Here is a 23371-nt window from a genome sequence, read left to right on the forward strand (position 1 = left end):
GGTGCAAGCCTAGTCGGCACCGATCCTTTGCGGTGTACGCAAATCGGCGCAAGCTGCGATGACCTCGGCCCGGCTCCGCAGCCCATGTGCCGCGATCCAGCCGGTTACTTGCGCCACGGCGAAGCTGACGCCATAGAGGTTGCGGCGAGGTTCGACGCCGGGGATCGGGCGCGGGTAGCCTGAGGCGATGACCATGAGGCGGTCGGGAGAAAGGCGCGGCTGGCCGCGCGGCAGGTCCCAGTCGAGGCCGACGCCGAGGACCTGAGGCAGGCATCCCGGCCAGCAGGGCTGTCCCTCGGCCTCGCAAGCAGCGACGATCAGCGCGCCACGGTCTGCTGCTTCCTCGGCAAGCAGGGCGAAGACCTCGGCATGGGTGGGGTTGGCGGTGCCGAGGCTGAGGTTGATCAGGTCGCATTCGGCTTCGAGCGCCTGCCGGATGCCCGTCGCCAGTGCGCGGGCCGAGGCGCGAAGGCCATCGCGGAAGACGCGGATGGTCAGGATCTCGGCGTTGGGCGCAAGCTCCTGGATTGCGGCGGTGACGGCGGTGCCGTGCCCAAGCTTGTCGACCGTTTCGAGCGGGTCGGTCAACACCGTGCCATCGGCGAGAACCGAGCACCCCGGCAACAGCCGTGCCGCGTCGATGTGCGGGTGGGTGGGGTGGACCCCGCTGTCGATGACAGCAACCTTAGCCATGGGCGGTGACCTGCGGTTCCCGGCGCGCCTTGCCTTTCTCGAGCCGGATCACGTGGTCTGCCATCTCGGCCAGCGCTGGCTTGTGCGTGATCACGATCAGCGTGGCATGGGGCAGGGCGCGTCGCAGGCCGAGCGCGACGAGGCGTTCGGTTACCTCATCCAGTGCGGCGGTGGGCTCGTCGAGGATCAGCACGTCGGGCTGGCGCAGCAGGGCGCGGGCAATGGCGATGCGGTGGCGCTCGCCCGCTGAAAGCGCGAGGCCGCGCTCGCCGGTGCGGGTGGCCAGGCCTTCGGGCAGGCGGGCGATCAGCGGGTCCAGTCCGGCGGCAGAGGCGGCGGCGGCAATGTCATCGGACGTCGCGTCGGGCCGGGCGAAGGCGATGTTCTGCGCGATCGAGGCGTTGAACAGGAACGGGGCCTGATCGACCAGCAGGACGCGCGCGCGCAGGTCGGTAAGCGAAAGGTCCCGCAAGTCGGTGCCGTCGATGGTGACGCTGCCCTCGACGGGATCGAGAAAGCGCACCAGCAGGTCTGCCAGCGTGGACTTGCCCGCGCCGGATGCCCCGATGATAGCGGTGAGCGAGCCTGCCGGGATTGCGAGGGTGGCATCGCGCAGCACCCGCTCGCGTCCGTGATGCATGGTCACGCCTTCGAAGCGGATTTCGCGGGCGACCAGTGGCAGCGGCCATGGCTTTTCGGCCTCGGTCACTTCGGGCGCGGTGTCGAACAGTTCGAAGATGCGGGCCAGCGCCACGCGCGCAGTGGCGAGACTGGCGGTGAGGCCCATCAGTGCCTGCACCGGGGCGAGGAGGCGGCCATGGTAGGTGATGAAGGCGACGAGCGCACCCACGGTCATGGTGCCGTCGATGATCTGCTTGCCGCCATAGAGGATCACCGCCGCGCTCGATGCCGTCACAATCGTGCCGGGCAGTGCGCCGGTGAGGTACGAGGTGGTCTGCATGCGTAGCATCGTGCCGACAAAGCCGCTGTTGGCGCGGGCGAAGCGGCTGGCTTCGTGATCCTCGGCGCCGAGCGCGTTGACCGTGCGCATGCCGAGGATCGTGTCGGCCAGCAGGCTGCCGATATCCGCGCCACGTTCGCGCATCTGCTGGGTGAGGTCGGTCATGCGGCGCTGGAAGTGGAGGAAGCTCACTACCGCAAACGGCACTAGCACCGTGCCGACGAGGAACAGCTTCCAGTCGAGCCATAGCATCATGCCGACCGAGCCGGCGAAGAACAGCATATTGCTCAATACGGAAAGCAGGGTGTCGCCCGCGACGCGCTGGACATCCGAAACGTCCGAATTGAGCCGCGACATGAGGTCGCCCAGGCGGAAGCTGCCGTAGAAGCGCGGGGAGAGGCGCTGGAGGTGGCGCAGCAGCGCGACGCGCATGTCGAACAGCATCTGCGCCGAGAGCGAGACATAGCGGTAGGATACCAGAGCATTGACGGCAAAGCCGCCGACCGTTGCGCCCATCATCAGGGCGGCGATCCTGACCAGCATGTCCCAGTCGCGCTTCAGCAGCGCCTCGTCGATCATCAGCTTGGAGATCCACGGTTGGGCGAGCGTGAGGCCAGTGGCGATGAGGCTGCCGAGGAGGACCAGCACCAGCCTGGGAGCGTAGGGCTTCAGCCATGGCCAGAGGCGCTTGTAAGTGCTCCAAGGTGCGATTTTCGGCGCTTCGCTCATGCGGCCTGCTCGCGGCGGACGAGATCGAAGCCGTGAAGTGCAAAGCGAGGTTCGGGGAGCCTTGCGAGCAGCGCGGTGGTCTGATCGTAACCGGCCCGGGCGGCGGCGTACTGGTCATGCCACCATGGCCCTGCACCGCCATTGGCGTAGAACGGCAGTGACAGTTGCAGGTGGCGCCGCAGCGAGGCGAGCAGCAGGGAGTGGTAGTGGGTGGCGAGCATGGTCGGGTCCTCGCCCCGCGCGAGAGCGCCGATGACGGCGGCGGCAAGGATGCCCTCGCGCGCGGCTTGCGCGGTGCCGTCGCCGCAGATGGGGTCGAAGGCGATGGCGGACGTGCCGCAGGACAGCCAGTCGTTTCCGGCGAGTTGGGCCAGCATGCGTGGGCTGGTGTCGAACCGGCCGCCCGAAAGTTCGAGTGCGTCGATCAGCGGGCCGATCAGCGGCGCATCCTGCGTCAACGCTTGTGGATCGCCGCCGACGGCCAGCAGCCACGCTTGGCCGAAGCCATCGGGGATCAGGAACAGCCAGCCTGCGTCGACCGCCTCGATCCAGCAGGTGCGGACGGGGGCATCTGCTTTCAGAGTGACCCGCGCCGTCGCTGAAATTCGCTCACCGAAGCGCAGCATCTCGCCGCAGGAAAACGGTGCCATCGCCTCAATCGTGAACGCTGTGTGCACCCGCCCCGGATCGCACAGGCCAGCCGGATCGAGCGCCGCGGCAAGGTCGTCCTCCGAAACCACAACCGCCCCGTGCGGCATGGCAACCGCTTCAGCGCTGCCCCACTTGACCACCCGCTGATTGATCCGGGGCCTGTCGGCAAAGAGCGACGCATCACCGAACACGTCACGGAGCAGGGCGAGGGCCGGATCGCTGAGCATGATCACCGGCACCGGACGCCGCAGGCCGGGCTCGCGCAGACACGCGAACCCGGCCCGGTCCAGCAGGTGCGCGGCCGTAGCCACCGCGACGCCCTGCCCCCTCATGAGTATTTCCGACGTCACTGGGTTATGATCATCCCCGCGCCGGTGGTGTCGTTGCCGAGGTCGATGGTCTTGACGTGGCTCAGGGTCTGCGCATCGTACATCTCGATGTCGTAGCTGGCGCCATAGATGTAGAGCAGCTTGCCATCGCCCGACATGCCGAACTGGAAGCGCGTGCGGCAGGGGAACTCGGCCTTGTTCTTGACCAGGTTGGTGGTGAGGTCGAGGTGCCAGAATTCGCAGCGCTTGTTGCCGACCTTCTCCTGCGTGACGACGGTCCAGCCCTCCTTCATGTCCTTCGATACCTGCAGGCCGGCCATGCCGCCGCCGACCGGGGCGGGGCCAATGGGGCGGAAGTCGAAAGTCTTGGTGACGAGATCGAAGCGACCCACGCCATAGACCTTGTTGCGGATGTAGGGGTCCTGCGCGGTGAACATCGAAACGTACTGGTCAGGATTGCGCAACGTCTCCACGCCGCCGCCGAAGCTGACGCCTTCGATGCCGGTCGCCTCGGGCTTCGAGAACTCCAGGCGATCCTTTACCTTGAGCGATGCGGTATCGACGACCAGCACCTTGTCGCGGATCAGGAACAGCGTGGTGCCGTCCTTCGACAGCATGTAGTTGCCGCGGCCAGCGCCGTTGCGGACGTCCTCGTCGGGCACGTCTGCGGTGCGCACGACGGCCTTCTTCGTCAGGTCGATCACGCCGAACATCTGCGGGCTGACGGTCCAGCGATCCTGCAGCTTCTCGAACTTCTGGATCATCGTGTAGAAGAAGCGGCCCGTGGGATCGGGCACGCCGCCGCCGAAGCGGTAGCGCACGGTCGGCGTATTCAGGCTGAAGGAATTGACCACCTTCCTGGTCGCCGTATCGATCACCTCGATGCCGCTGGTGGTGATCGTGGAGACGTAGATCTTCTTGCTGTCGTTCGAGATGCGCATCGCGGTGGGCAGGCCAGAGGCCAGCGTGATGCGATCCTTGATCTCGCCGGTCGCCTCGTCGACGATCAGCATCTTGTCGGGGTAGGACCCCATGAACACGGTCGATGCGTGCGCCGGCGCGGCGGTCGCAAGAAGGGGCAGGAGCGCGAGACCAAGTTTCTTCATGGGTCGGGTCTTCCGATGCTGAAATGTCAGGAGTGGAGGCGGGCCGCTCAGGGGAAGATGATGTCGAGGCTGCGCCAGTCCTTGGCCGCGGTCGCGCAATTGCTGGCCCAGTCGGGCGAGTAGTTGACGTGATCTGGGACCTGCACCGGCCAGAAGCAGGTGACGTAGCAGTCGTAGATGTCGCGCTCCGCCGGCTGGCACAGGCCTGCCGTGCCGCCGCCCGCATCGACCTCCCAGCCGGGCGAGAACGAGATCGAGCAGCCCATTGGCGTGTGCATCGGCTTCTGCTGGAGCGCGACGACGTCCTCTTCGGTCGAGGCGATCGTTTCCTCGATCCGCAGTGCCTTCTTGTTGAGGGGTTTCAGGTGCTTCATGACAAGCCCTTTCGTGCAGCAAAGCGTTCAAGAAATTCAGGGTTACGCTGGGCGACGGTGCCGTAGATCTTGAGGCAGGCCTCGGTCCATTCGCGGATCCAGTCGCAGTAGTGCAGGTTGGCGTGGCCGGTATCGCCGTAGCGGACGAAGGCCTCGTGATGGCAGCCGCCGGCGCAGAGCGGGCGGGCCCAGCACGACGAACATTCATACTTCGCGCCAACGTGCCCGCGCGTCAGGAAGTCGGTGCGCTTTTCCTTGTCAAGGCCGGTGGTGACGTGGCCGAGTACGTGGGTATCGGCATCGGTGAAGCGATGGCAGGGTGAAAGGTCGCCCGAAGGGCTCACTCCCACCAGCCCGAGACCAGCGCCGCAAGGGTGCGACTTGTTGGTGCCCTGGATCAGCTCGCTGATCGTTTCCGACACGTTCGAGAAACCGTGCATTTCCCCGCGCAGAGCATAGGCGAGCCACTCGGCGGCGAGTTCGTGGAACGCGGCGACGACCGTGTCCATGCCCTCGTCATCAAGCGTGTAGGCCTGTGCGCCGGAGTCCGTCACCGGCGCGAAGCCGACTTCGTGGAAGCCCAGGTCATCCTTGAGGTGACGGTAGATGCGGATCACGTCGGTCACGCCTTCGGTCAGCGTGACGCGGGCGGTGATGGCGCGGGTCTTGTGCCCGGCGATGAGCTTCCTGAGGCGCGGTTCCATCACCGCATAGGAACCCTTGCCGTTCTTGTAGACGCGGTGGCGGTCCTGCAGGTCAGGCGGGCCGTCCATCGAGACGGTGACGCCGATCGCCTGGTCCGAGAGGAACTGGATGATCTCGTCGGTCAGGAGCGTGGCGTTGGTCGTCAGGCTGTAGGTCATGCGCTTGGCCATCGCCGCTGCCGCTTCGTTGGCATAGAGCACCACGTCGCGCAGCAGCTTGAAGTTCATCAAAGTCTCGCCGCCGAAGAAGGTGATGTGCGGCACTTCCCGCTCGCCCGAACTCTTAAGCAGGAAGTCGACCGAGGTCTTCGCCGTCTCCAGCGTCATGTACTTGGGCTTGCCTGCGGGCGTGGCGATCTTGTCCGCGCCGAACTCGTAGCAATAGGTGCAGGCAAGGTTGCACTGGTTGGTGACGTTGAGCACCAGCGCCTGGAGCGGGTAGTCCTCAGGGGGTGCCGCGGGGGCGAGCGGGGCTTCGCGGATCTCGTCCGAGACTATGCCCCGCACCGCGCGCAGTTCGCGGATCAGGTCTTCGGCATCGGCGCGCGAATAGCCCTTTTCGACCAGCCCGGCGACCATCTCGCCATAGGCCATCTGCCGTTCGCCAAGGATCGCCATGACGCTGGCGGCGCCTTCATCAAGCGCGAAGATTGCGCCAGCAGAGGCAAGGTAGACGAAACCTGCGCCATCGGCCTCGAACAGGTGGATATCGCCGCGGCGATACTTTGGAGCGAGGATCGTGGTCACTTGGCCACCTCCGGCTGATCCCAGCGCTTGTAGGCGGGCACTGACACGACCATGAACGCCTTGCCCTTGAGCGGCTTGCCCAATGCGTCCTTTTCGGTCTTGGCCGTGGCGACGACCCAGACCTCGCCATAGTTGTTGCGGCCCCACTTGCGTTCAGGGTTCGGCCCGTCGATGGCGGGCGTGAACAGTGCGGTCGGGCTGAGCTTGCCGACGTAGTTGACGTCGTCGTCGTAATAGACGGTCGGCAGCTCCTCCATTGACCAGGTCACGTCGATCGGGCCCAGCGAGACGTCATCCGCGGTATAGGGCTTGCCGTCGAGGCCCGCGTCATAGCCAAGCGCGTCGAACTGCTGGTAACCGGGCGCGTGCTTCTCGCTGCCGCCGAGGCGGGCAATGGCGGTTTCGGGCGTGACCTTGATGTAGTCCACCCGCTTGTAGACCGGCAGGCCCGCCGCAAGAATCGAGCCGCCAATGCCGACGTCATGCGCGCCGATGGTCGCATCGGGGGCGACATCGACCGTGAGCACCGCCTCGGTCGGGCTGTTGGAGACAACCTTGGTCACCGTCACGCCCTTGCCGAGGTCGACGTCCGAAGGCTTTAGGCCTGCAGGGAAGGCATCGCCAATCAGCTTGAGCGTTGCGCCCCTGGCTCCGGCCTTGAGGGCATAGGGCCAGGTCGCAACGACAGTCGGTTCGGCGGCGGCGCGGGTCAGCTTCACGTTGAAGCCGAACTCGGTGTAGTCGCCCCAGAACCAGCGGCCTTCCGCGCTCTTGCGGTCGGGCGAGAACTGCATAGCCTCACGCGTTTCGTGGTCCTGCGGTGCATCCGGACGCGCGCCGGCCGGGCCGCTTGATGACGTGCCCCGCCACGAATAGCCGGTGTAGACGAGGCCCTTGCCGCTGCGAGTAAGGGTGGAGCCATCGGTCAGTGACTTCAGGGTGATGGCGGTGGTGTAATCGTCGTCGGTGCCGGCCGGCGTCAGCATCATCTCGCCGACGTAGAGGCCCTTGCCGGGCAGGAAGGCGTTTACCAGCCACTTGCCGCCGAGCTTCGCGGACGATTGCCGCGCCTGCCACTTCGTCCATTCGGGCGTCATCAGCGGCGCGGTCTTGTTCATGTAATCGAGCGCGACCTCGACCGGGAGCGGCTTGGGCGCCCCGTTGGCGGGGACGGGCTGTGTCGGGTCTTCGACCGGCTTGCGGAACTGCGCATCAGCTTGCGAATACATCGCGACGTGAAGATTGCGCAGCAGGCCCCATTCCGCCTTCGAACGCCGCCACGACAGTGGCTGGGCGAAGGCGTGGCAAGCCGCGCAGGACTGGCGGATCGTCTCGTTGGGAATGTTGCTCTCGACCACGATGCGGTGTTCGGGCAGGTAGGAAACCGGCCTGGCTTCCTCGGGCGAGAGACCGTTGCTGGCGGAAAGCGAGCGGATCACCGCCTTGGCCTCGGCCGGGGTGATCGACAGGCCGTTGAGCGAGGCCATGCGGCGGATGACCTGCGCCCAGCCTTCCGGGGTGGTGCGCACCCAGGAGATGCGCGAGAGGTTCCCTTTCGCATCTGCAGTATGGCAGCTGCCGCACTTTTCGACGACCAGCGGGTCCTTGATCGCGATACCGGCCTCGGTCTCCACCGGGTTCGAAGAATCGCGCGGCGGCTCCTTGGCGGACTGTGCCAGGACAATCGAAGCGGGGAGCGCGGTCAGGGCGAGGAATTGGAGAAGATGCCGACGGTGCGGGCGCTTCGCCCCGGTCTGGCTAACATCCGTGGCAAGATTACGGGCAGCAGTTTCGGCCAAAGTCATGGTCGCGATTTCCCCCTTGGCAGGCCGTGTCCGGGAACGAGTCGGACGCGGTGTCAGGGCAAAGACTGGACAGACGTCAAAAGTTCGTCAACGCCTTTGTTTTTGCGGGTGCGAAAAGGTTTTGGCGCTCTATCGGATGATCTTCGCGCATGTCCCGGCCAGGATCCATACGCTGATCGCGCACATTGTTCAGTGGCATGTCGGCAGCCGCGTCGTGCAAATGCGGCCAAGTGCAGGCGCAAGGTTGACGACGAGCCCTCGATCATGCCAGAGGCAGCGCATCCGGCAGCCCCGGATCAAGCAGCCTTTGCGGCCGCGCGGGTGTAGCTCAATGGTAGAGCAGCAGCTTCCCAAGCTGAATACGAGGGTTCGATTCCCTTCACCCGCTCCAGCCCTCCCTTCCCACAACATCCCGGAAATGCTACGAAGTCCTCGGAAATCCTAGGGTTTTCACACTGCATTTGTCCCGCCAGCGCCCGCCTGTTCTCGCCGCATCTCGCGAATCTGGGGGCTCTTTTGGGGGCCAAGTGGGTTTCGCTCAATTCGAGTGGCCCCCACCCAGGGGGCCACTCAGGATGGAAGGGATTGAAATCGTGGCACTTACCGATGTGGCCGTCCGAAATGCTAAGCCGGGTACGAAGCCCTATAAGATGGGCGACTCCCATGGCCTGTTCCTGCTGGTCCAGCCAACCGGCGGAAAACTCTGGCGGTTCAAGTTCCGCGTTGACGGGCGTGAGAAGAAACTGGCGATTGGCCCTTACCCCGAGATCGGCCTGGGCGAGGCTCGCAGGCGGCGCGACGAAGCCCGCGAGGCCATGGCAGCCGGCAAGGACCCGGTGCGAGAGAAGCAACGCGATAAGGTCCGCGCGAAGGTTGAGGCCGAAAATACCTTCGGGGCAATCACTGCTGAGTTCTGCGAGAAGCGAAAGCGCGATGGGCAGCGTGCTTGGGCACCGGCCACTGCCAAGCGCTGCGAATACCTTCTGTCGATCCTGTGCGGGTCCATCGGCAACATGCCGATCTCCGAAATAGAGCCTGCCGATGTGCTGGTTGCCGTTCGCCGGATCGAAGGCAAAGGCAACCTCGAGAGTGCTCGCCGAACGCTCCAACTGGCGGGCTCGGTGTTCCGCTTTGCGGTAGCCACGGCGCGCCTCAAGTCCGACCCTACGCGTGACCTCAAGGGAGCACTGACAAGCCCCACCGTCACCCACTACGGGGCAGTCATCGATCCCGCCGGGGTGGGCGAACTGCTCCGGTCAATTGATGGCTACGAGGGGCAACCGATCACAAAATTCGCGATGCAACTTGCCCCTCATGTGTTCGTCCGCCCCGGCGAACTACGACACGCGGAATGGTCGGAAATCGATCTGGCAGGGGCGCTGTGGACGATCCCGGCAGGCAAGACCAAAATGCGCAAGGAACATGTCGTTCCGCTCTCGCGGCAGGCCATTGCGATCCTGAAGAGCGTCCAGCCCCTGACCGGTCCAAGCGGCTATGTCTTCCCCTCCGTCCGCACCCGACGCCGCCCGATGAGCGACAACACGATCAACGCTGGCCTGCGCCGCCTTGGCTACGCCACCGACGAAATGACTGCCCACGGTTTCCGCGCAATGGCGTCCACGCTGCTAAACGAAAGCGGGAAATGGAACCCCGATGCCATCGAACGCGCTCTGGCTCACGGCGACACTGACAAGGTACGCGCTGCGTACCATCGCGGCGCCCATTGGAAGGAGCGTGTAGCCATGGCGCAGTGGTGGAGTGACTACCTGGACGACCTGCGGAACGTGGCGAAATCGGTCTGATGGGCGATCCAACGAGCTGATCGCTGGCAACTGGCGCGCAAATCGCGACTTGCGTGCAATTCGTCAGGATAGACCATTGTTATGGCTGTATTTATCCCCCCAGCAGACGCGATTGCAAATCGCGATTTGCAAGCAAATCAGTTTGACACCAGACCGATATTTCCCATTTTCCGTAATCCCGCCAATAACTTGCATCTAGCAGTCCACTGCGTACGGTGTGCTTGTAAACCTGCTGCCGAGGTGGGTTCGATACGTTCCCCGAATATGGTCCGAGCAGATGAAAATGAGTCCTGGTGGGGCTTGAGCCAAACGGCGCATGAGAGCGTCTGTTTCCGCTGACAATGCGGCCATAATCGGCTTTAATCTGTCTGGTCGAAAGCCGTCGTTCGTTCACCGACGACCTATGTATGCCAACTCTCGGGTAGCGCCTAGGTGGGCGTTCGGGCCTTTGCAGACACCACCATTCGCTTGGGCGAGGATTAAAAACAACTCGCATGACTAAACTGCCAATAGGCGACAGTTTAGCCATGTGATCGATTCTAGGGAGCCTCCGACGCCGCACCAAACACCCGGCGCTGGAGGAATGAAATGTCTGCGGTTTCAAGCGATGCCGGTTGCGACTCAGAAGAGATCGAGCGTTTCGACGTTATAATCGTCGGCGCGGGGATCTCGGGCATCGGCAGCGCAACCTTGCTGCGCAAGCACTGCCCGGACTTGAGCTTTGTTGTCCTCGACGCGATGGAATCGTTCGGCGGCACCTGGCTGATGCACAAGTATCCCGGCACCCGTTCGGACAGCGATCTGTTCACTTTCGGCTATGGCTTCAAGCCGTGGAAGGGTGATCCCATCGCTTCGCGCCAGCAGATTCTGGACTATCTGGGCGGGGCTATCGAGGATGCCAATCTTGGGCCGCACATCCGTTATGGCCACAAGGTCCAATCCGCCGAATGGTCGAGTGAAGCGGCAAGCTGGACACTGGCAGTCGAGCGCAGTGATATAGAAGGCTTGGTCCATCTGCAGGGGCGCTTCCTGTGGATGTGTCAGGGCTACTACCGCCATTCACACGGCTACACGCCGGACTGGCCAGGTCTCGCCCAGTTCCAGGGGCAGGTTGTCCACCCGCAGCACTGGCCAGACGATCTCGATCTCAGCGGCAAGCAGGTGACGGTGATCGGCTCGGGTGCCACGGCCGCCACCTTGATCCCGGCGCTGGCTGATAGCTGCGCGCATGTCACCATGTTGCAGCGCACGCCGACCTACTTCGCGGCTGGTCGCAATGCCGACAGCCTGGCGGACGAACTGCGCAAGCTGTATGTCGATGACGCCTGGATCCATGAAATCATGCGCCGCAAGGTGGTGCGCGACCGCGCCGATCTGCTGGAGCGCGCGCAGGCAGCGCCCGACAAGCTGAAGAAACTGCTGATCGACGGGGTCAAGGCCTGCCTGCCCGAAGGCTTTGATGTCGATCGCCACTTTACCCCGCCCTACAAGCCCATGCAGCAGCGCGTGGCCTTTGTGCCTGATGGCGACCTGTTCAAGGCCGTCGCTTCGGGCAAGGCATCGGTCGTGACGGACCAGATCGCAGCCTTTGACGAAACCGGGATCCAGCTTGGTTCAGGCAGCCGCATCGACTGCGACGTGGTGATCACCGCGACCGGCTTTGAGATGTCCGTGATGGGCGAGATCCCCTTCCGGGTTGACGGACGCCATATCGATTTTGCGCAGACTGTGACCTATCGCGGGACGATGTTCACCGGCGTGCCGAACATGGCCTGGATTTATGGCTATGGGCACTATAGCTGGACCTTGCGCGCGGACCTGATCGGCGAGTTCGTCTGCCGCCTGCTGCGCCATCTGGAGGCGCGCGGCGCGAAGAGCGTAGCGCCGACCTTGCGCCCGGATGATCACGACATGCCGCTGCGGCCGTGGGTCGACACCGAATACCTCAATCCCGGCTACCTCTTGCGCAGCCTGGACCGCTTGCCACGCAGCGGTGACAAGCCGGAGTGGCAGCACAGCCAGGATTATCTCTACGAGAGCAAGGCCATCCCGGCCATCGATCTCGACGATCCGATCTTTTCCTACAGCTATTGACCGGGCCGGACCCGCAAAGACCGAGGAGCGTGCAGATGAAGAACATGAAAGGCGGCGTAGCCGTAGTAACCGGCGGCGGTTCTGGCCTGGGCAAGGCTATTGCACAGGAGGCCGCACGCCGGGGAATGCGGGTGGTGATTGCCGACGTGCAGGCCGAGGCGATGAATGCGGCGGTTAAAGAGCTGCGGGCCAGCGGTGCGGATGCGATTGGTGTGTTGACCGACGTGACCAGCGCTGCTTCGGTTGAGGCGCTCGCAGAGGCCGCCGAACGCCAGTTTGGCCCCGCCAACCTGGTGTTCAACAATGCCGGGGTCGCATCCGGTGGGCCGATCTGGGAAAGCACCGAAAAGGATTGGAAGTGGGTGTTCGCCGTCAACGTCGATGGGGTGGCCAACGGTGTGCGGAGCTTCACCCCGCGGATGCTTGCTGCCGCCGCTGCCGACCCGGCCTATCAAGGCTGCATTGTGAATACCGCCTCGATGGCCGGACTGGTTACGGCACCCGGCATGGGCATTTACAGCGTTTCCAAACACGCCGTGATCGCGATTTCGGAATGCCTTTACCACGATCTCGATCTGGCCGGAGATCAGGTCAAGACAGCTGTGCTGTGTCCCTCATACGTGACCACCAACATCAGCCAATGCTATCGCACCCGGCCCGCCGATCTTGCCAATGAAAGCGGCCCGACAAAGTCCCAGCTGGCGACCCAGGCCATTTCCGCGAAGGATCTCGCCAATGGGTCGTTGACCGCAGAAGAAGTGGCCAGCATCACTTTCCAGGCAATCGAAGTGGGACAGTTCTACGTCTATCCCAGCCCGGAACTGCTCCCGATCGTCAAGAACCGCCTGGATAACATCGCGGCGGGATCCAATCCCGATATTCCCTACGAGGACATTCCGATGTTCAAGGAGCGGCGCGACCGGTTAAAGGAAGCACTGGCCAGTTGAACGCCAGCCCTCACAGGCGGATCAAGGACATCGGCAGTTGCACGAAGACAGGGCCCAGCACGAACCAGGAGTATTGAACCCGGAGCTCGATGCTGCGCTGCGCCAGCATGCCCGCCGCCGACTGCTTGGCAGGGGTGAGCAGCTTTATGCGTTCGGGTCCGTGCCCGATGCGCTGTTCTGCGTTGAAGAGGGAGTACTGCGCCTCAGCGTGACCAGCCCCGAGGGCCGGGAATCCGTTCTCAGCATGGTGACTCAAAACCAGTGGTTCGGCGAAGCCTCCCTGTTTTCGGGAGAGCCGCGCGGAAATGACGCCATGGCGATTGTTGCCAGCGCTGTGCTGATCGTCCCGGCTGCAGCAGTCCACCAGCTTGTCGACCACCGGCCGGATTTCTTGCTGCAATTCCTGGCCATGATGGGGAGGCGGTATCGCATGATACTCAGCCGGATGGACGATACCGTGCTGCGCCCCTTGCCCGCCCGCCTGGCGCGGGAAGTGCTGCAGGCGCATGGGCGGGAGCTTGCAGCGGCGGGACCACATCACCCGGTCACGCTCCGCTTCTCGCAAGAGGAAATGAGCCAGATGCTCGGCGCATCGCGGCAAAGCATCAACCGCCTGCTCAAGCAATGGGAGCGAGGCGGCGCCATAGAAGTTGCTTACCGCAGCCTGACAGTCCTCGATCCTGAAGCGCTGCGGTTGCTCACGGAACGTGACGAAGGATAAAGCGCTATGGTCCTGCTCCAAACTACCGGAGTACCAAGATGAAACTGCGCCTGCGCCAGATTGCACTCGCCGTAACTGACCTTGAAGTTGCAACATTGCAGGCCAGCCAGATTCTTGGCCTGGGCTCAGCCTATCAAGACCCGGCAATCGTGCGTTACGGGCTGCGCAATGCGGTCTATGCGATCGACAACACCTTTCTGGAATTCGTATCGCCGATCACCGAAAACACCACCGTCGGGCGCTTGCTGGCCAAGCAAGGCGGTGACTGCGGCTATATGGTCATTCTTCAAACCGACGGGGCAGACGAAGCGCGCGCGCGAATTGATGCTGCGGGTGTGCGCGTGGCGGATCAGTTGGACCGCAATGGCGCGGGCTTCATGCACCTGCATCCCAAGGATGTTGGCGGAACCCTGCTGTCCATCGATTACATGCCGCGCTGGTCCGACTGGGAATGGGGCGGCCCCGACTGGCAAAAGTCCGCTACCCAAGACGAGGCCATTACCGGGATTGGAATAAGCGCGCTCGACCCGCAGGGCATGGCGGGGCGCTGGGGGGAAATTCTCGGTCGCCCGATGGAACATTGCGATCATGCAAGCCGCATCGGCCTGGATGAAGGCGAGCTGCGGTTTGCGGCCCCAGCAGGCAACGGCAGTGAAGGATTCCAAGCCTTCGACCTGCACTCCGCCCGCGCCGCGCAGCTGCGCGAAAACGCTGTTCGGCACGGCTGCCTGACCAGTGAGGGGAATGTCGCACTGTTCGGCGTGACTATTCGGCTGGTTTGATAGCCTGCATCAAAGCGCCTGAGACACGAGAGGATAACCAGTGACCTATTCGCAGATTTGTTATGATGTGATCCGCGCGGTCGCCACCATCACGCTGAACCGGCCAGAGCGCCTGAACGCCTGGACCCCGACCATGGCGGCAGAATTCCGCCAGGCCATGGAGCAGGCGAACAACGATCCGCAGGTGCGTGCGATTATCGTGACCGGCGCGGGCAAGGGGTTCTGCTCGGGCGTCGACATGAACGCGCTGGATGGAATGACCTCAAGCGGCAAGACCCCAAGCAAATCGTTCACCCCGCTTGACCCGGCGGCCCGCGAAGATTTCCAGCATCCGATGACCTGGCTGCCGTCGGTCGGCAAGCCGATTATTGCCGCGGTCAACGGTGCGGCGGCCGGGCTGGGGCTTGCGCTTCTGCTGTTCTGCGATTTGCGGTTTGCCTCCAGCAACGCGGCATTTGTGACATCATTCTCGCGGCGCGGCCTGATCGCGGAACATGGCACCAGCTGGATGCTGACGCGTTTGGTGGGACATAGCCGTGCACTGGACCTGATGTTCTCCTCGCGTCGAGTAGATGGCGACGAGGCATACCGCATCGGCCTGGCAGACCGGGTCTGCGCCCCCGAACGGCTGCTGGACGAGGCACGCGAATATGCCGAGAACCTGGCGGCGAATGTCTCTCCGCGCTCGACCCGCATCATGAAGCGCCAGCTGTGGGACGCCCTGTTCGTCGATCTCGCAACCTCGATGCAGGAAGCCGATGAGGAAATGCGGGAAAGCCTGAAAAGCGCGGATTTCAAGGAGGGCGTTGCGCACTTCCTTGAGAAGCGCACGGCAAAGTTCGTAGGTGGCTAAAGTTTATTTTGGGGTTTTGTGATCGACATCGGTATCTGGAATGCCTTCGAGGTCTAAATGTCCCATGACACTTCTCCTGTGGCCGGAATGGCCACGGGGAGTTTGCCTCAACTATGCATGAAAATGTCCGCTATCCCAATTTGCGGTCCTGAAAGGAGACTTTCCGGATCGTCCAACTTGCCGGACATTTGCGGCTGGCATTGTCTTGGCAAATCTTAGGATTTCCACAGGCATCTAACGCTGCAGGGGGCCATATTGGGGGCCACTGTCAGGTTGAACTATCAAAACCCCATTATAAAACAGCTCAATATGCTTACTTTTGGTTTCCCTTCACCGTCCATTTTCCTGTCCGCCGAATGCCGTGAGCGTCTGGACACGATCGCCGGAAACGCAAAAGGCGCCGTTCGAGATGTGGGTGCCGGCATTGTTTCACCGAAGTGCTTCGGCAAGGTTCACGTTCGACTGATGTGGCAATTCGATTAGGCTGCAAGCTTCAAGCCGAGAAGAGTGCCCCATGTGCGAGCCGTCTCGGCTCATCCCCAAGCCAGCTCGAAGAATCCTGGCTTCTCGGAACCCACTGGAACTTGAGTGATTCTTGTGCGCTTGCGACCGGAAGGGGCGCGCTGAACGCCTCTGTTCGGAGGGCACATGAACAGACCGGCGGCCAAGGGTGAGTTTGAAATCGGTAGACGCGAGCTGCTCACCGCCTTGCGCAAGCTGCGAAACGGCGATTTCAGTGCCTCGCTGCCCGAAGACAGCGCCGATACCGAGATTGCCGCGCTGTTCAACGAGGTCGTCGGCATAAACCGGCGCATGACGGAAGAGTTCCAGCGCCTTTCCCGCGTCGTCGGCAAGGAAGGCAAGATCGGCCATCGCGCCGCCGTGCCGGGCGCGGTGGGCGACTGGGACATTACCCTGAGCGCGATCAACGAACTCATTGATGACATGGTGCAGCCGACGACCGAGGTGGCCCGCGTGATCGGCGCCGTTGCCAAGGGTGACCTGTCCCAGTCGATGGCCGTGGAGATCGAAGGCCGCGCCCTGCGGGGCGAGTTCCTGCGCATCGGCAAAGTGGTCAACACCATGGTGGAGCAGTTGGCCAGCTTCGCCTCGGAAGTGACGCGCGTGGCGCGCGAGGTCGGTACCGAAGGCAAGCTCGGCGGACAGGCCAACGTCAAGGGCGTCGCCGGTACGTGGAAGGACCTCACCGACAACGTGAACCTGATGGCCGCAAACCTGACCGGGCAGGTCCGCAACATCGCCGAAGTGACGACCGCCGTGGCGCTGGGCAATCTGTCCAAGAAGATCACCGTCGACGTGAAGGGCGAGATCCTCGAACTGAAGAACACCATCAATACGATGGTTGATCAGCTCAACGGTTTTGCCTCGGAAGTGACCCGCGTGGCGCGCGAGGTCGGCACCGAAGGCAAGCTGGGCGGACAGGCGCAGGTGCCCGGTGTCGCGGGAACGTGGAAGGACCTGACCGACAACGTCAACCTGATGGCCGCAAACCTCACCGGACAGGTCCGCAACATCGCCGAAGTGACGACGGCTGTGGCGTCGGGGGATCTTTCCAAGAAGATTACGGTCGATGTGAAGGGTGAAATCCTCGAGCTCAAGAACACCATCAACGTGATGGTCGATCAGCTCAACGGATTCGCGTCGGAAGTGACGCGCGTGGCGCGCGAGGTCGGCACCGAAGGCAAGCTGGGCGGACAGGCGCAGGTGCCCGGTGTCGCGGGGACGTGGAAGGACCTGACCGACAACGTCAACCTCATGGCGGACAACCTGACGGGCCAGGTCCGTAACATCGCCGAGGTCACCACTGCGGTGGCTTCCGGAGACCTTTCCAAGAAGATCACGGTCGATGTGAAGGGCGAGATCCTCGAGCTCAAGAACACCATCAACGTGATGGTGGACCAGCTTAACGGATTTGCCTCGGAAGTGACGCGCGTGGCGCGCGAGGTCGGCACCGACGGCAAGCTGGGCGGACAGGCGCAGGTGCCGGGTGTCGCGGGGACGTGGAAGGACCTGACCGACAACGTCAACCTCATGGCGGACAATCTGACGGGCCAGGTCCGCAACATTGCCGAGGTGACGACGGCCGTCGCCAAGGGAGACCTTTCGAAGAAGATCACCGTCGAGGTGCGTGGCGAGATCCTCGAGCTGAAGAACACGATCAACGTGATGGTGGACCAGCTTAACGGATTTGCGTCCGAAGTGACCCGCGTGGCGCGTGAGGTGGGCACCGAAGGCCGGCTGGGCGGGCAGGCGCGGGTGCCCGGCGTCGGCGGAACGTGGAAGGACCTGACCGACAACGTCAATGCCATGGCCGGCAATCTTACCGGCCAGGTGCGCAACATTGCCGAGGTGACGACGGCTGTCGCCAGGGGAGACTTGTCCAAGAAGATCACGGTGGACGTGAAGGGCGAGATCCTCGAGCTGAAGAACACCATCAATACGATGGTCGACCAGCTCAACTCCTTCGCCTCCGAAGTGACGCGCGTGGCGCGCGAAGTGGGCACCGAAGGTCGGCTTGGCGGCCAGGCACAGGTCGAGGGTGTGGGCGGAACGTGGAAGGACCTGACCGACAACGTCAACGCCATGGCCGCCAACCTGACCGGGCAGGTGCGCAATATCGCTGAAGTGACCACGGCCGTGGCCCTTGGCGACTTGTCCAAGAAGATCACGGTCGACGTGAAGGGCGAGATTCTCGAGCTGAAGAACACCATCAACACGATGGTCGACCAGCTCAACTCCTTCGCCTCGGAAGTGACCCGCGTGGCGCGCGAGGTGGGCACCGAGGGCAAGCTTGGCGGACAGGCCCATGTGCGCGGCGTGGCAGGGACATGGAAGGACCTGACCGACAACGTGAACCTGATGGCCGACAACCTGACCGGCCAGGTTCGCAACATCGCCGACGTGACCACTGCTGTCGCCAAGGGCGACCTGTCCAAGAAGATTACGGTGGACGTGAAGGGTGAGATCCTCGCGCTCAAGAACACCATCAACACGATGGTCGATCAGCTCAACGGCTTTGCTTCGGAAGTGACCCGCGTGGCGCGCGAAGTGGGGACCGAGGGGAAGCTTGGCGGCCAGGCGCAAGTGCCGGGCGTGGGCGGCACCTGGAAAGACCTGACCGACAACGTGAACCTGATGGCCACCAACCTGACCAACCAGGTTCGCGGCATTGCCGACGTCGTTACCGCGGTTGCGCAAGGCAACCTCAAGCGCAAGCTGACCTTCGACGCGAAGGGTGAGATCGCCGCTCTGGCCGAGACGATCAACGGGATGATCGAGACGCTTTCGACGTTCGGCGATCAGGTTACCAACATGGCCCGCGAAGTCGGGGTCGAAGGGCGGCTTGGTGGACAGGCGCGCGTGCCGGGTGCAGCTGGCCTGTGGCGCGACCTGACCGACAACGTGAATGCGATGGCCACGAACCTGACCAATCAGGTGCGCTCGATCGCCGAGGTGGCAACCGCGGTGACCAAGGGCGACCTTACCCGTTCGATCGCGGTCGAGGCTTCGGGCGAGATGGCCGCGCTGAAGGACAACATCAACGAGATGATCCTCAACCTCAAGGATCAGACGCTCAAGAATGCCGAGCAGGACTGGCTGAAGACCAACCTGGCCCGCTTTTCGCGCATGCTGCAGGGTGAAAGGGATCTTGCAACGATTTCGAACCTGATCATGTCCGAACTGGCCCCGCTGGTGAACGCGCAGTACGGCGTTTTTTACGTCACGAGCCGCGACGACGAGGACATCCGGCTCGACCTCGTCGCCAGCTATGGCGCCGAGAACCACGGCGAGCTGCGCCACCGCTTCGGGCTGCGCGAAGGCCTGATCGGCCAGGCGGCGGCGGACAAGCGGCCAATCCGGCTGTCCAAGGTCCCCGGTGACTTCATCCGCATCGGCTCCGGCCTCGGCACGGCAGCACCGGCCAATATCAATATCCTGCCCGCCCTGTTCGAGGATGAGGTGAAGGCGGTTATCGAGCTCGCCTCGTTCGAGGAGTTCAACGAAACCCACCACAGCTTCCTTGCGCAGCTGATGGAAACCGTCGGTATCGTTCTTAACACGATCGCCGCGACCATGCGGACCGAAGGATTGCTCGAGCAGTCGCAGTTGCTGACCCAGGAACTGCAGGCGCGGCAGACCGAACTGACGCGCAAGCAGGAAGAACTCCACGCCACCAACGAGGAACTGCAGGAGAAGGCCCAGCTCCTCGAGAACGAGAAGCGGCAGGTCGAGGCCAAGAACTTCGAGATCGAGATGGCGCGTCGCGCCGTGGAAGAGAAGGCAGAGCAGCTTGCGCTGACTTCGAAGTACAAGTCCGAGTTCCTTGCCAACATGAGCCACGAGCTGCGCACGCCGCTCAACTCGCTGCTGATCCTGTCCAAGCTTCTCGCCGACAACCAGCAGGGCAACCTCAACGAAAAGCAGACCGAGTTTGCCCGGACGATCCACGGCGCGGGGACCGACCTTCTGAACCTGATCAACGACATCCTCGACCTCTCGAAGATCGAATCCGGCACGGTCTCGATCGAGATGAGCGACATGCCGATGGTCGCGCTCAAGCAGCACATGGAGCGCACATTCCGCCAGCTCGCGTCCGAGAAGGGCCTGTCGTTCGATGTCAGGTTTGACGAAACCCTCCCGGAATCGATCCAGACCGACGAACAGCGTCTCCAGCAGATTGTCCTGAACCTGCTGTCGAACGCCTTCAAGTTCACCGCCGCCGGAGGCGTGACACTTTCCGTCCGCAAGGCGCGGGAGGGGTGGAGCCCCAGCCACCCGGTGCTCGGCGAACTCGATGCGGCGCTGGAGATCGCGGTCAGCGACACCGGGATCGGCATTCCCGAGGACAAGCAGAAGCTGATTTTCGAGGCGTTCCAGCAGGCAGACGGAACGACGAGCCGCAAGTATGGCGGGACGGGCCTCGGCCTGTCGATCAGCCGTGAAATCGCACGGCTCCTTGGCGGCGAGCTTCAGGTGCGCTCGGTTCCCGGGCAGGGCTCGACATTCACCCTTTACGTACCGCTAAACGCCGTGGCGACTTCGCAGGCCCTGCTGGCAGCGGCATCGCCAGAGCGCGATCCGGTCGTGAACTATTCTCCGCCGGACGATCGCGAGCAGCTCAACGGCAATCCGTTCGTCCTCATCGTCGAGGATGATCCGACGTTTGCCACGGTCCTGCTGGAACTGGCGCACCATGCCGGCCTGAAGGGCGTCATTTCCTCGGCTGGTTCCGGGACGATCGGAATGGTGCGCAAGCTCCGTCCGAGTGCGATCACGCTGGACCTTGGATTGTCCGACATCGACGGTTTCGTCCTGCTCGACCTGCTGCGACACGAGCCGGACACTTCCGGCATTCCCGTGTTCGTGATTTCCGGAGCGCAGCAGGCGGCGCATGCTCTCAACCTCGGGGCGGCAGGGGTCATAGAGAAACCTGCCAGCCACGACGAACTGGAGGCGCTGTTTTCCCGGATTGCGAACTTGTCCGGGGACGAGCCCAAGCCGGCCGCTGCGCCGGGGCGGGCCAGGAAGCCCAAGCTTTCCGAAATGCAGGCGCTGGGAGGAAGCAAAGTCCTTATCGTCGATGACGATATCCGGAACATCTACTCGCTCACCAGTGTTCTTGAGGCCCATGACGTGCAGGTGGTGCACGCCGAGAGAGGGGCTGAAGGCATCCGACTGCTTGAAACTACCGAGGACATCGATGTCGCGCTGATCGACATCATGATGCCCGAAATGGATGGCTACGAGACCATCCGGAAGATCCGCTCCCTTCCGGCAATCGCAGACATTCCACTTGTGGCGGTGACGGCCAAGGCGATGAAGGGCGACCGCCAGAAGTGCCTTGATGCAGGTGCGTCGGATTACATCTCGAAGCCTGTCGACATCGATCTGCTACTCGCGCTGCTGCGGGTGTGGATCGGACGGAGCCGGGCCAATGCCTCGTCGGTTCAGGCGATGCTCGTGCCGCCTCGCAGCGGCGTGCTGCAATGACCACCGAAGCAACGAAAGTGCGGTCATGCGAGGCAGTTGGCGAGGAACTTGTCCCTTCTGCCCGCATCCTCGTCGTCGATGACGACGAGCGCAACCTGCTCGCGCTGACGCAGGTTCTGGGCGATCTGGGCGAGGTGGTGACGGCAACGTCGGGTCGTGATGCCTTGCGCCATCTGCTGGCCGGCGAGTTCGCCGTGATCCTGCTCGATGTGTTCATGCCTGGGATGGACGGATACGAGGTTGCAGACCTGATCCGGCAACGCAAGCAGACCGCTCGCATCCCGATCATTTTCCTTTCCGCCGTGAACAAGGAGACCGAGCACCTGATTCGGGGGTATGCGATGGGCGCGGTGGACTATGTGTTCAAACCGGTCGATCCTCTTGTCCTGACTTCGAAGGTCAGCGTCTTCGTCGATCTGTTCGAAATGAGGAAGCAGGTCGAGGCGAGAAGTCGCGCGGAGCGGGAGCTGCGCGAAGCGGGGTTCCGATCCGAGCTCGAAAGGCTGCGGATCGAGAACGAGCTGCATTCCGCGCGGGCGCGACAGGCTGCGGTGCTGGAAGCGCTGCCTCTCGCCCTGTTCGAAGCTGTCAGCGATGGCACCGGCACCTTGGTCCGCGAATTTGTGGCAGGCGATCTGGCCAAGCTTGCCGAACGCGAGGCATCTGCCATCGAGGCAGGTGACTTGCGGTGGGAGGATCGCATCCATCCTGACGATCGCGGCGCATTGCAGGTGGACCCGTCAAGCGAGGTGTTCTCCGCGGAATATCGCTGGATCAGCGACGAAGGAGGCCACAAGCACTTCATCGAGCGGGCAGTGCGCATCTCCGAGGAGGGCGCTGACGACTCGAGGTGGGCTGGAACCCTGTTCGATGTGACCGATCGCAAGAAACTTGAGGCGCAGCTGCTCCAGGCCGGAAAGATGGATGCCTTGGGGCAGCTGACGGGCGGAGTGGCGCACGATTTCAACAACGTCCTGGCAGCAGTGCTCGGCGGTGCCTCGCTCCTCGAAAAGCGGGCCAGACTGGAAGATCGCGAGCGGCAGGTCCTAGATCAGGTACGCGCGGCGGCAGAGCGGGGCGTGGCCCTGGTGCGCCGGATGATGGCGTTTGCCCGCAAGCAGGACCTCTCGCCCGTCTACCTGCCACCATCGGAAGTCTGCGACGCCGTTATCGGGCTTGTGCAGCAGACGCTGGGCGGAAATGTCGAACTGGTGTGGAACTGCGAGGAAACCGAGCTGGTCCTCTTCGCCGATCGCTCGCAGCTTGAACTGGCGCTGGTGAATCTCATCATCAATGCGCGCGATGCCATGCCGGGAGGCGGCAGGATCGCGGTCTCGATAGCCGTGGTACCTGCGTCGTCGGACATGCCTTCTTTCCCGGCGGCAAGCTATCTTTCCATCGAGGTACGCGATGCAGGGACAGGCATTCCACCGGCAGTCCTCGAACGCATTACCGAACCGTTCTTCACCACCAAGGAAGTCGGCAAGGGCACTGGGCTCGGGCTCTCGATGGTGCTGGGCTTTGTAGAGCAATCCGGCGGCAGGATCGAGATCGACAGCATCGTGGGCGAAGGGACTTCAGTGCGCCTGCTCATGCCCGCCGTCCGGAAGCCGGAAGTCGCCGAACGACTTGTCGAGGTAAGCCGCTCTGCACGGCCTGTCAGCCTTCGTCGGATCCTGGTGGTAGATGACGATCCGACGGTGGGCACCATCATCGCAGAGCAGTTGCGCGAGCTTGGCGCGACCGTACAATGTGCATCGAGCGCCGCAGAAGCGTTCGATCTGCTGCGTTCGCCTGTCGAACCGTTCGATCTGCTCCTGACCGACTACGCCATGCCGGGCGCTAATGGACTTGAGGTCATCGCGCAGGCCCGAGCGCTGCATCCTGACCTCCCGTGCGTGCTGATGACAGGTTACGCCGACGACAGTCTGGGCGCCTCCTCGCCAGATGCCACGCACCTTCTCCGCAAACCGGTTTCGGTGGAGGACCTGGAGGCCCTGTTGAGCGGAGAGGTTGCAGCGTGAGGCCGTCGCAGTTGCGGGCAATAGCAGCATGACGGGG

At 63.2% G+C, this 23371-nt stretch carries 15 protein-coding genes, 1 tRNA gene and 1 pseudogene; 10 read left to right on the forward strand and 7 right to left on the reverse strand.

Going from position 1 to position 23371, the window contains the following annotated elements:
- Positions 1–9 precede the first annotated feature (9 nt).
- From qhpE to peaA, 7 genes are read right to left on the reverse strand one after another with little or no spacing between them, the layout of a single operon-like run.
- Positions 10–693 carry a subtilisin-like serine protease QhpE gene (qhpE, locus tag NJ75_RS04150; protein WP_082013255.1) on the reverse strand — a complete coding sequence of 228 codons (684 nt, stop codon included), beginning with the start codon at positions 691–693 and terminating at the stop codon, positions 10–12.
- Positions 686–2383, reverse strand: a complete 1698-nt coding sequence (locus NJ75_RS04155) for an ABC transporter ATP-binding protein (RefSeq protein WP_039331729.1) — start codon at positions 2381–2383, stop codon at positions 686–688. The genes qhpE and NJ75_RS04155 overlap by 8 nt, the downstream gene beginning before the upstream one ends.
- Complete coding sequence (locus tag NJ75_RS04160) at positions 2380–3366, reverse strand: hypothetical protein (RefSeq protein ID WP_039331732.1); 987 nt, start codon at positions 3364–3366, stop codon at positions 2380–2382. The genes NJ75_RS04155 and NJ75_RS04160 overlap by 4 nt, the downstream gene beginning before the upstream one ends.
- A 14-nt stretch (positions 3367–3380) precedes the next feature.
- On the reverse strand, positions 3381–4469 hold the full coding sequence (locus NJ75_RS04165; RefSeq protein WP_039331740.1) for a YncE family protein: 1089 nt from the start codon (positions 4467–4469) through the stop codon (positions 3381–3383).
- Between the two features lie 47 nt (positions 4470–4516).
- Complete coding sequence (gene qhpC, locus NJ75_RS04170; protein WP_039331741.1) at positions 4517–4843, reverse strand: quinohemoprotein amine dehydrogenase subunit gamma; 327 nt, start codon at positions 4841–4843, stop codon at positions 4517–4519.
- Positions 4840–6294, reverse strand: coding sequence for a quinohemoprotein amine dehydrogenase maturation protein (gene peaB / locus NJ75_RS04175; RefSeq protein WP_039331742.1), 1455 nt, complete (start codon positions 6292–6294; stop codon positions 4840–4842). Before peaB ends, qhpC begins: the two co-directional genes overlap by 4 nt.
- Positions 6291–8099: a quinohemoprotein amine dehydrogenase subunit alpha gene (gene peaA / locus NJ75_RS04180; protein WP_082013256.1), complete on the reverse strand. Its 1809-nt coding sequence runs from the start codon at positions 8097–8099 to the stop codon at positions 6291–6293. The genes peaB and peaA overlap by 4 nt, the downstream gene beginning before the upstream one ends.
- Positions 8100–8416: 317 nt before the next feature.
- On the opposite strand from peaA, the gene NJ75_RS04185 reads away from it, so the two are divergent.
- The 10 genes and pseudogenes from NJ75_RS04185 to NJ75_RS04225 all read left to right on the forward strand — a co-directional run bounded on the left by NJ75_RS04185 (position 8417) and on the right by NJ75_RS04225 (position 23334).
- Positions 8417–8490 (forward strand) — tRNA-Gly (locus NJ75_RS04185).
- Positions 8491–8692: 202 nt separating this feature from the next.
- Positions 8693–9901 carry a tyrosine-type recombinase/integrase gene (locus NJ75_RS04190; RefSeq protein ID WP_039331943.1) on the forward strand — a complete coding sequence of 403 codons (1209 nt, stop codon included), beginning with the start codon at positions 8693–8695 and terminating at the stop codon, positions 9899–9901.
- A 588-nt stretch (positions 9902–10489) separates the two neighbouring features.
- On the forward strand, positions 10490–11995 hold the full coding sequence (locus NJ75_RS04195; protein WP_039331743.1) for a flavin-containing monooxygenase: 1506 nt from the start codon (positions 10490–10492) through the stop codon (positions 11993–11995).
- A 44-nt stretch (positions 11996–12039) separates the two neighbouring features.
- Positions 12040–12942 (forward strand): SDR family NAD(P)-dependent oxidoreductase, encoded by a 903-nt coding sequence (locus tag NJ75_RS04200; RefSeq protein WP_211257932.1) that lies wholly within the window; start codon positions 12040–12042, stop codon positions 12940–12942.
- Between the two features lie 160 nt (positions 12943–13102).
- A pseudogene (locus tag NJ75_RS24995) lies at positions 13103–13258 on the forward strand (Crp/Fnr family transcriptional regulator); the annotation flags it as partial.
- A 114-nt stretch (positions 13259–13372) separates the two neighbouring features.
- The gene (locus tag NJ75_RS25000) at positions 13373–13663 is read left to right on the forward strand and encodes a Crp/Fnr family transcriptional regulator (RefSeq protein ID WP_236727056.1); all 291 of its coding nucleotides are present in this window, start codon (positions 13373–13375) and stop codon (positions 13661–13663) included.
- A 38-nt stretch (positions 13664–13701) separates the two neighbouring features.
- Entirely contained in the window at positions 13702–14445 is a 744-nt protein-coding gene (locus NJ75_RS04210; RefSeq protein WP_052241969.1) for a VOC family protein, read from the forward strand.
- A gap of 40 nt (positions 14446–14485) precedes the next feature.
- Positions 14486–15298: an enoyl-CoA hydratase gene (locus tag NJ75_RS04215; RefSeq protein ID WP_039331745.1), complete on the forward strand. Its 813-nt coding sequence runs from the start codon at positions 14486–14488 to the stop codon at positions 15296–15298.
- 648 nt (positions 15299–15946) lie between these two features.
- The gene (locus NJ75_RS04220) at positions 15947–21310 is read left to right on the forward strand and encodes a HAMP domain-containing protein (protein ID WP_039331749.1); all 5364 of its coding nucleotides are present in this window, start codon (positions 15947–15949) and stop codon (positions 21308–21310) included.
- Positions 21307–23334 (forward strand): response regulator, encoded by a 2028-nt coding sequence (locus tag NJ75_RS04225; RefSeq protein ID WP_082013265.1) that lies wholly within the window; start codon positions 21307–21309, stop codon positions 23332–23334. Before NJ75_RS04220 ends, NJ75_RS04225 begins: the two co-directional genes overlap by 4 nt.
- Positions 23335–23371: the final 37 nt, after the last annotated feature.

The sequence above is a fragment of the Novosphingobium subterraneum genome, assembly GCF_000807925.1.
GTDB lineage: Bacteria > Pseudomonadota > Alphaproteobacteria > Sphingomonadales > Sphingomonadaceae > Novosphingobium > Novosphingobium subterraneum.

What these genes read in the sequence shown, in the direction of transcription:
- qhpC (WP_039331741.1), bottom strand. Translation starts at nt 4,843, where the DNA reads ATGAAGCACCTGAAACCCCTCAACAAGAAGGCACTGCGGATCGAGGAA.
- NJ75_RS04155 (WP_039331729.1), bottom strand. Translation starts at nt 2,383, where the DNA reads ATGAGCGAAGCGCCGAAAATCGCACCTTGGAGCACTTACAAGCGCCTC.
- peaA (WP_082013256.1), bottom strand. Translation starts at nt 8,099, where the DNA reads ATGACTTTGGCCGAAACTGCTGCCCGTAATCTTGCCACGGATGTTAGC.
- NJ75_RS04160 (WP_039331732.1), bottom strand. Translation starts at nt 3,366, where the DNA reads ATGAGGGGGCAGGGCGTCGCGGTGGCTACGGCCGCGCACCTGCTGGAC.
- NJ75_RS04210 (WP_052241969.1), top strand. Translation starts at nt 13,702, where the DNA reads ATGAAACTGCGCCTGCGCCAGATTGCACTCGCCGTAACTGACCTTGAA.
- qhpE (WP_082013255.1), bottom strand. Translation starts at nt 693, where the DNA reads ATGGCTAAGGTTGCTGTCATCGACAGCGGGGTCCACCCCACCCACCCG.
- NJ75_RS04165 (WP_039331740.1), bottom strand. Translation starts at nt 4,469, where the DNA reads ATGAAGAAACTTGGTCTCGCGCTCCTGCCCCTTCTTGCGACCGCCGCG.
- NJ75_RS04220 (WP_039331749.1), top strand. Translation starts at nt 15,947, where the DNA reads ATGAACAGACCGGCGGCCAAGGGTGAGTTTGAAATCGGTAGACGCGAG.
- NJ75_RS04225 (WP_082013265.1), top strand. Translation starts at nt 21,307, where the DNA reads ATGACCACCGAAGCAACGAAAGTGCGGTCATGCGAGGCAGTTGGCGAG.
- NJ75_RS04200 (WP_211257932.1), top strand. Translation starts at nt 12,040, where the DNA reads ATGAAAGGCGGCGTAGCCGTAGTAACCGGCGGCGGTTCTGGCCTGGGC.
- NJ75_RS04195 (WP_039331743.1), top strand. Translation starts at nt 10,490, where the DNA reads ATGTCTGCGGTTTCAAGCGATGCCGGTTGCGACTCAGAAGAGATCGAG.
- NJ75_RS25000 (WP_236727056.1), top strand. Translation starts at nt 13,373, where the DNA reads ATGATACTCAGCCGGATGGACGATACCGTGCTGCGCCCCTTGCCCGCC.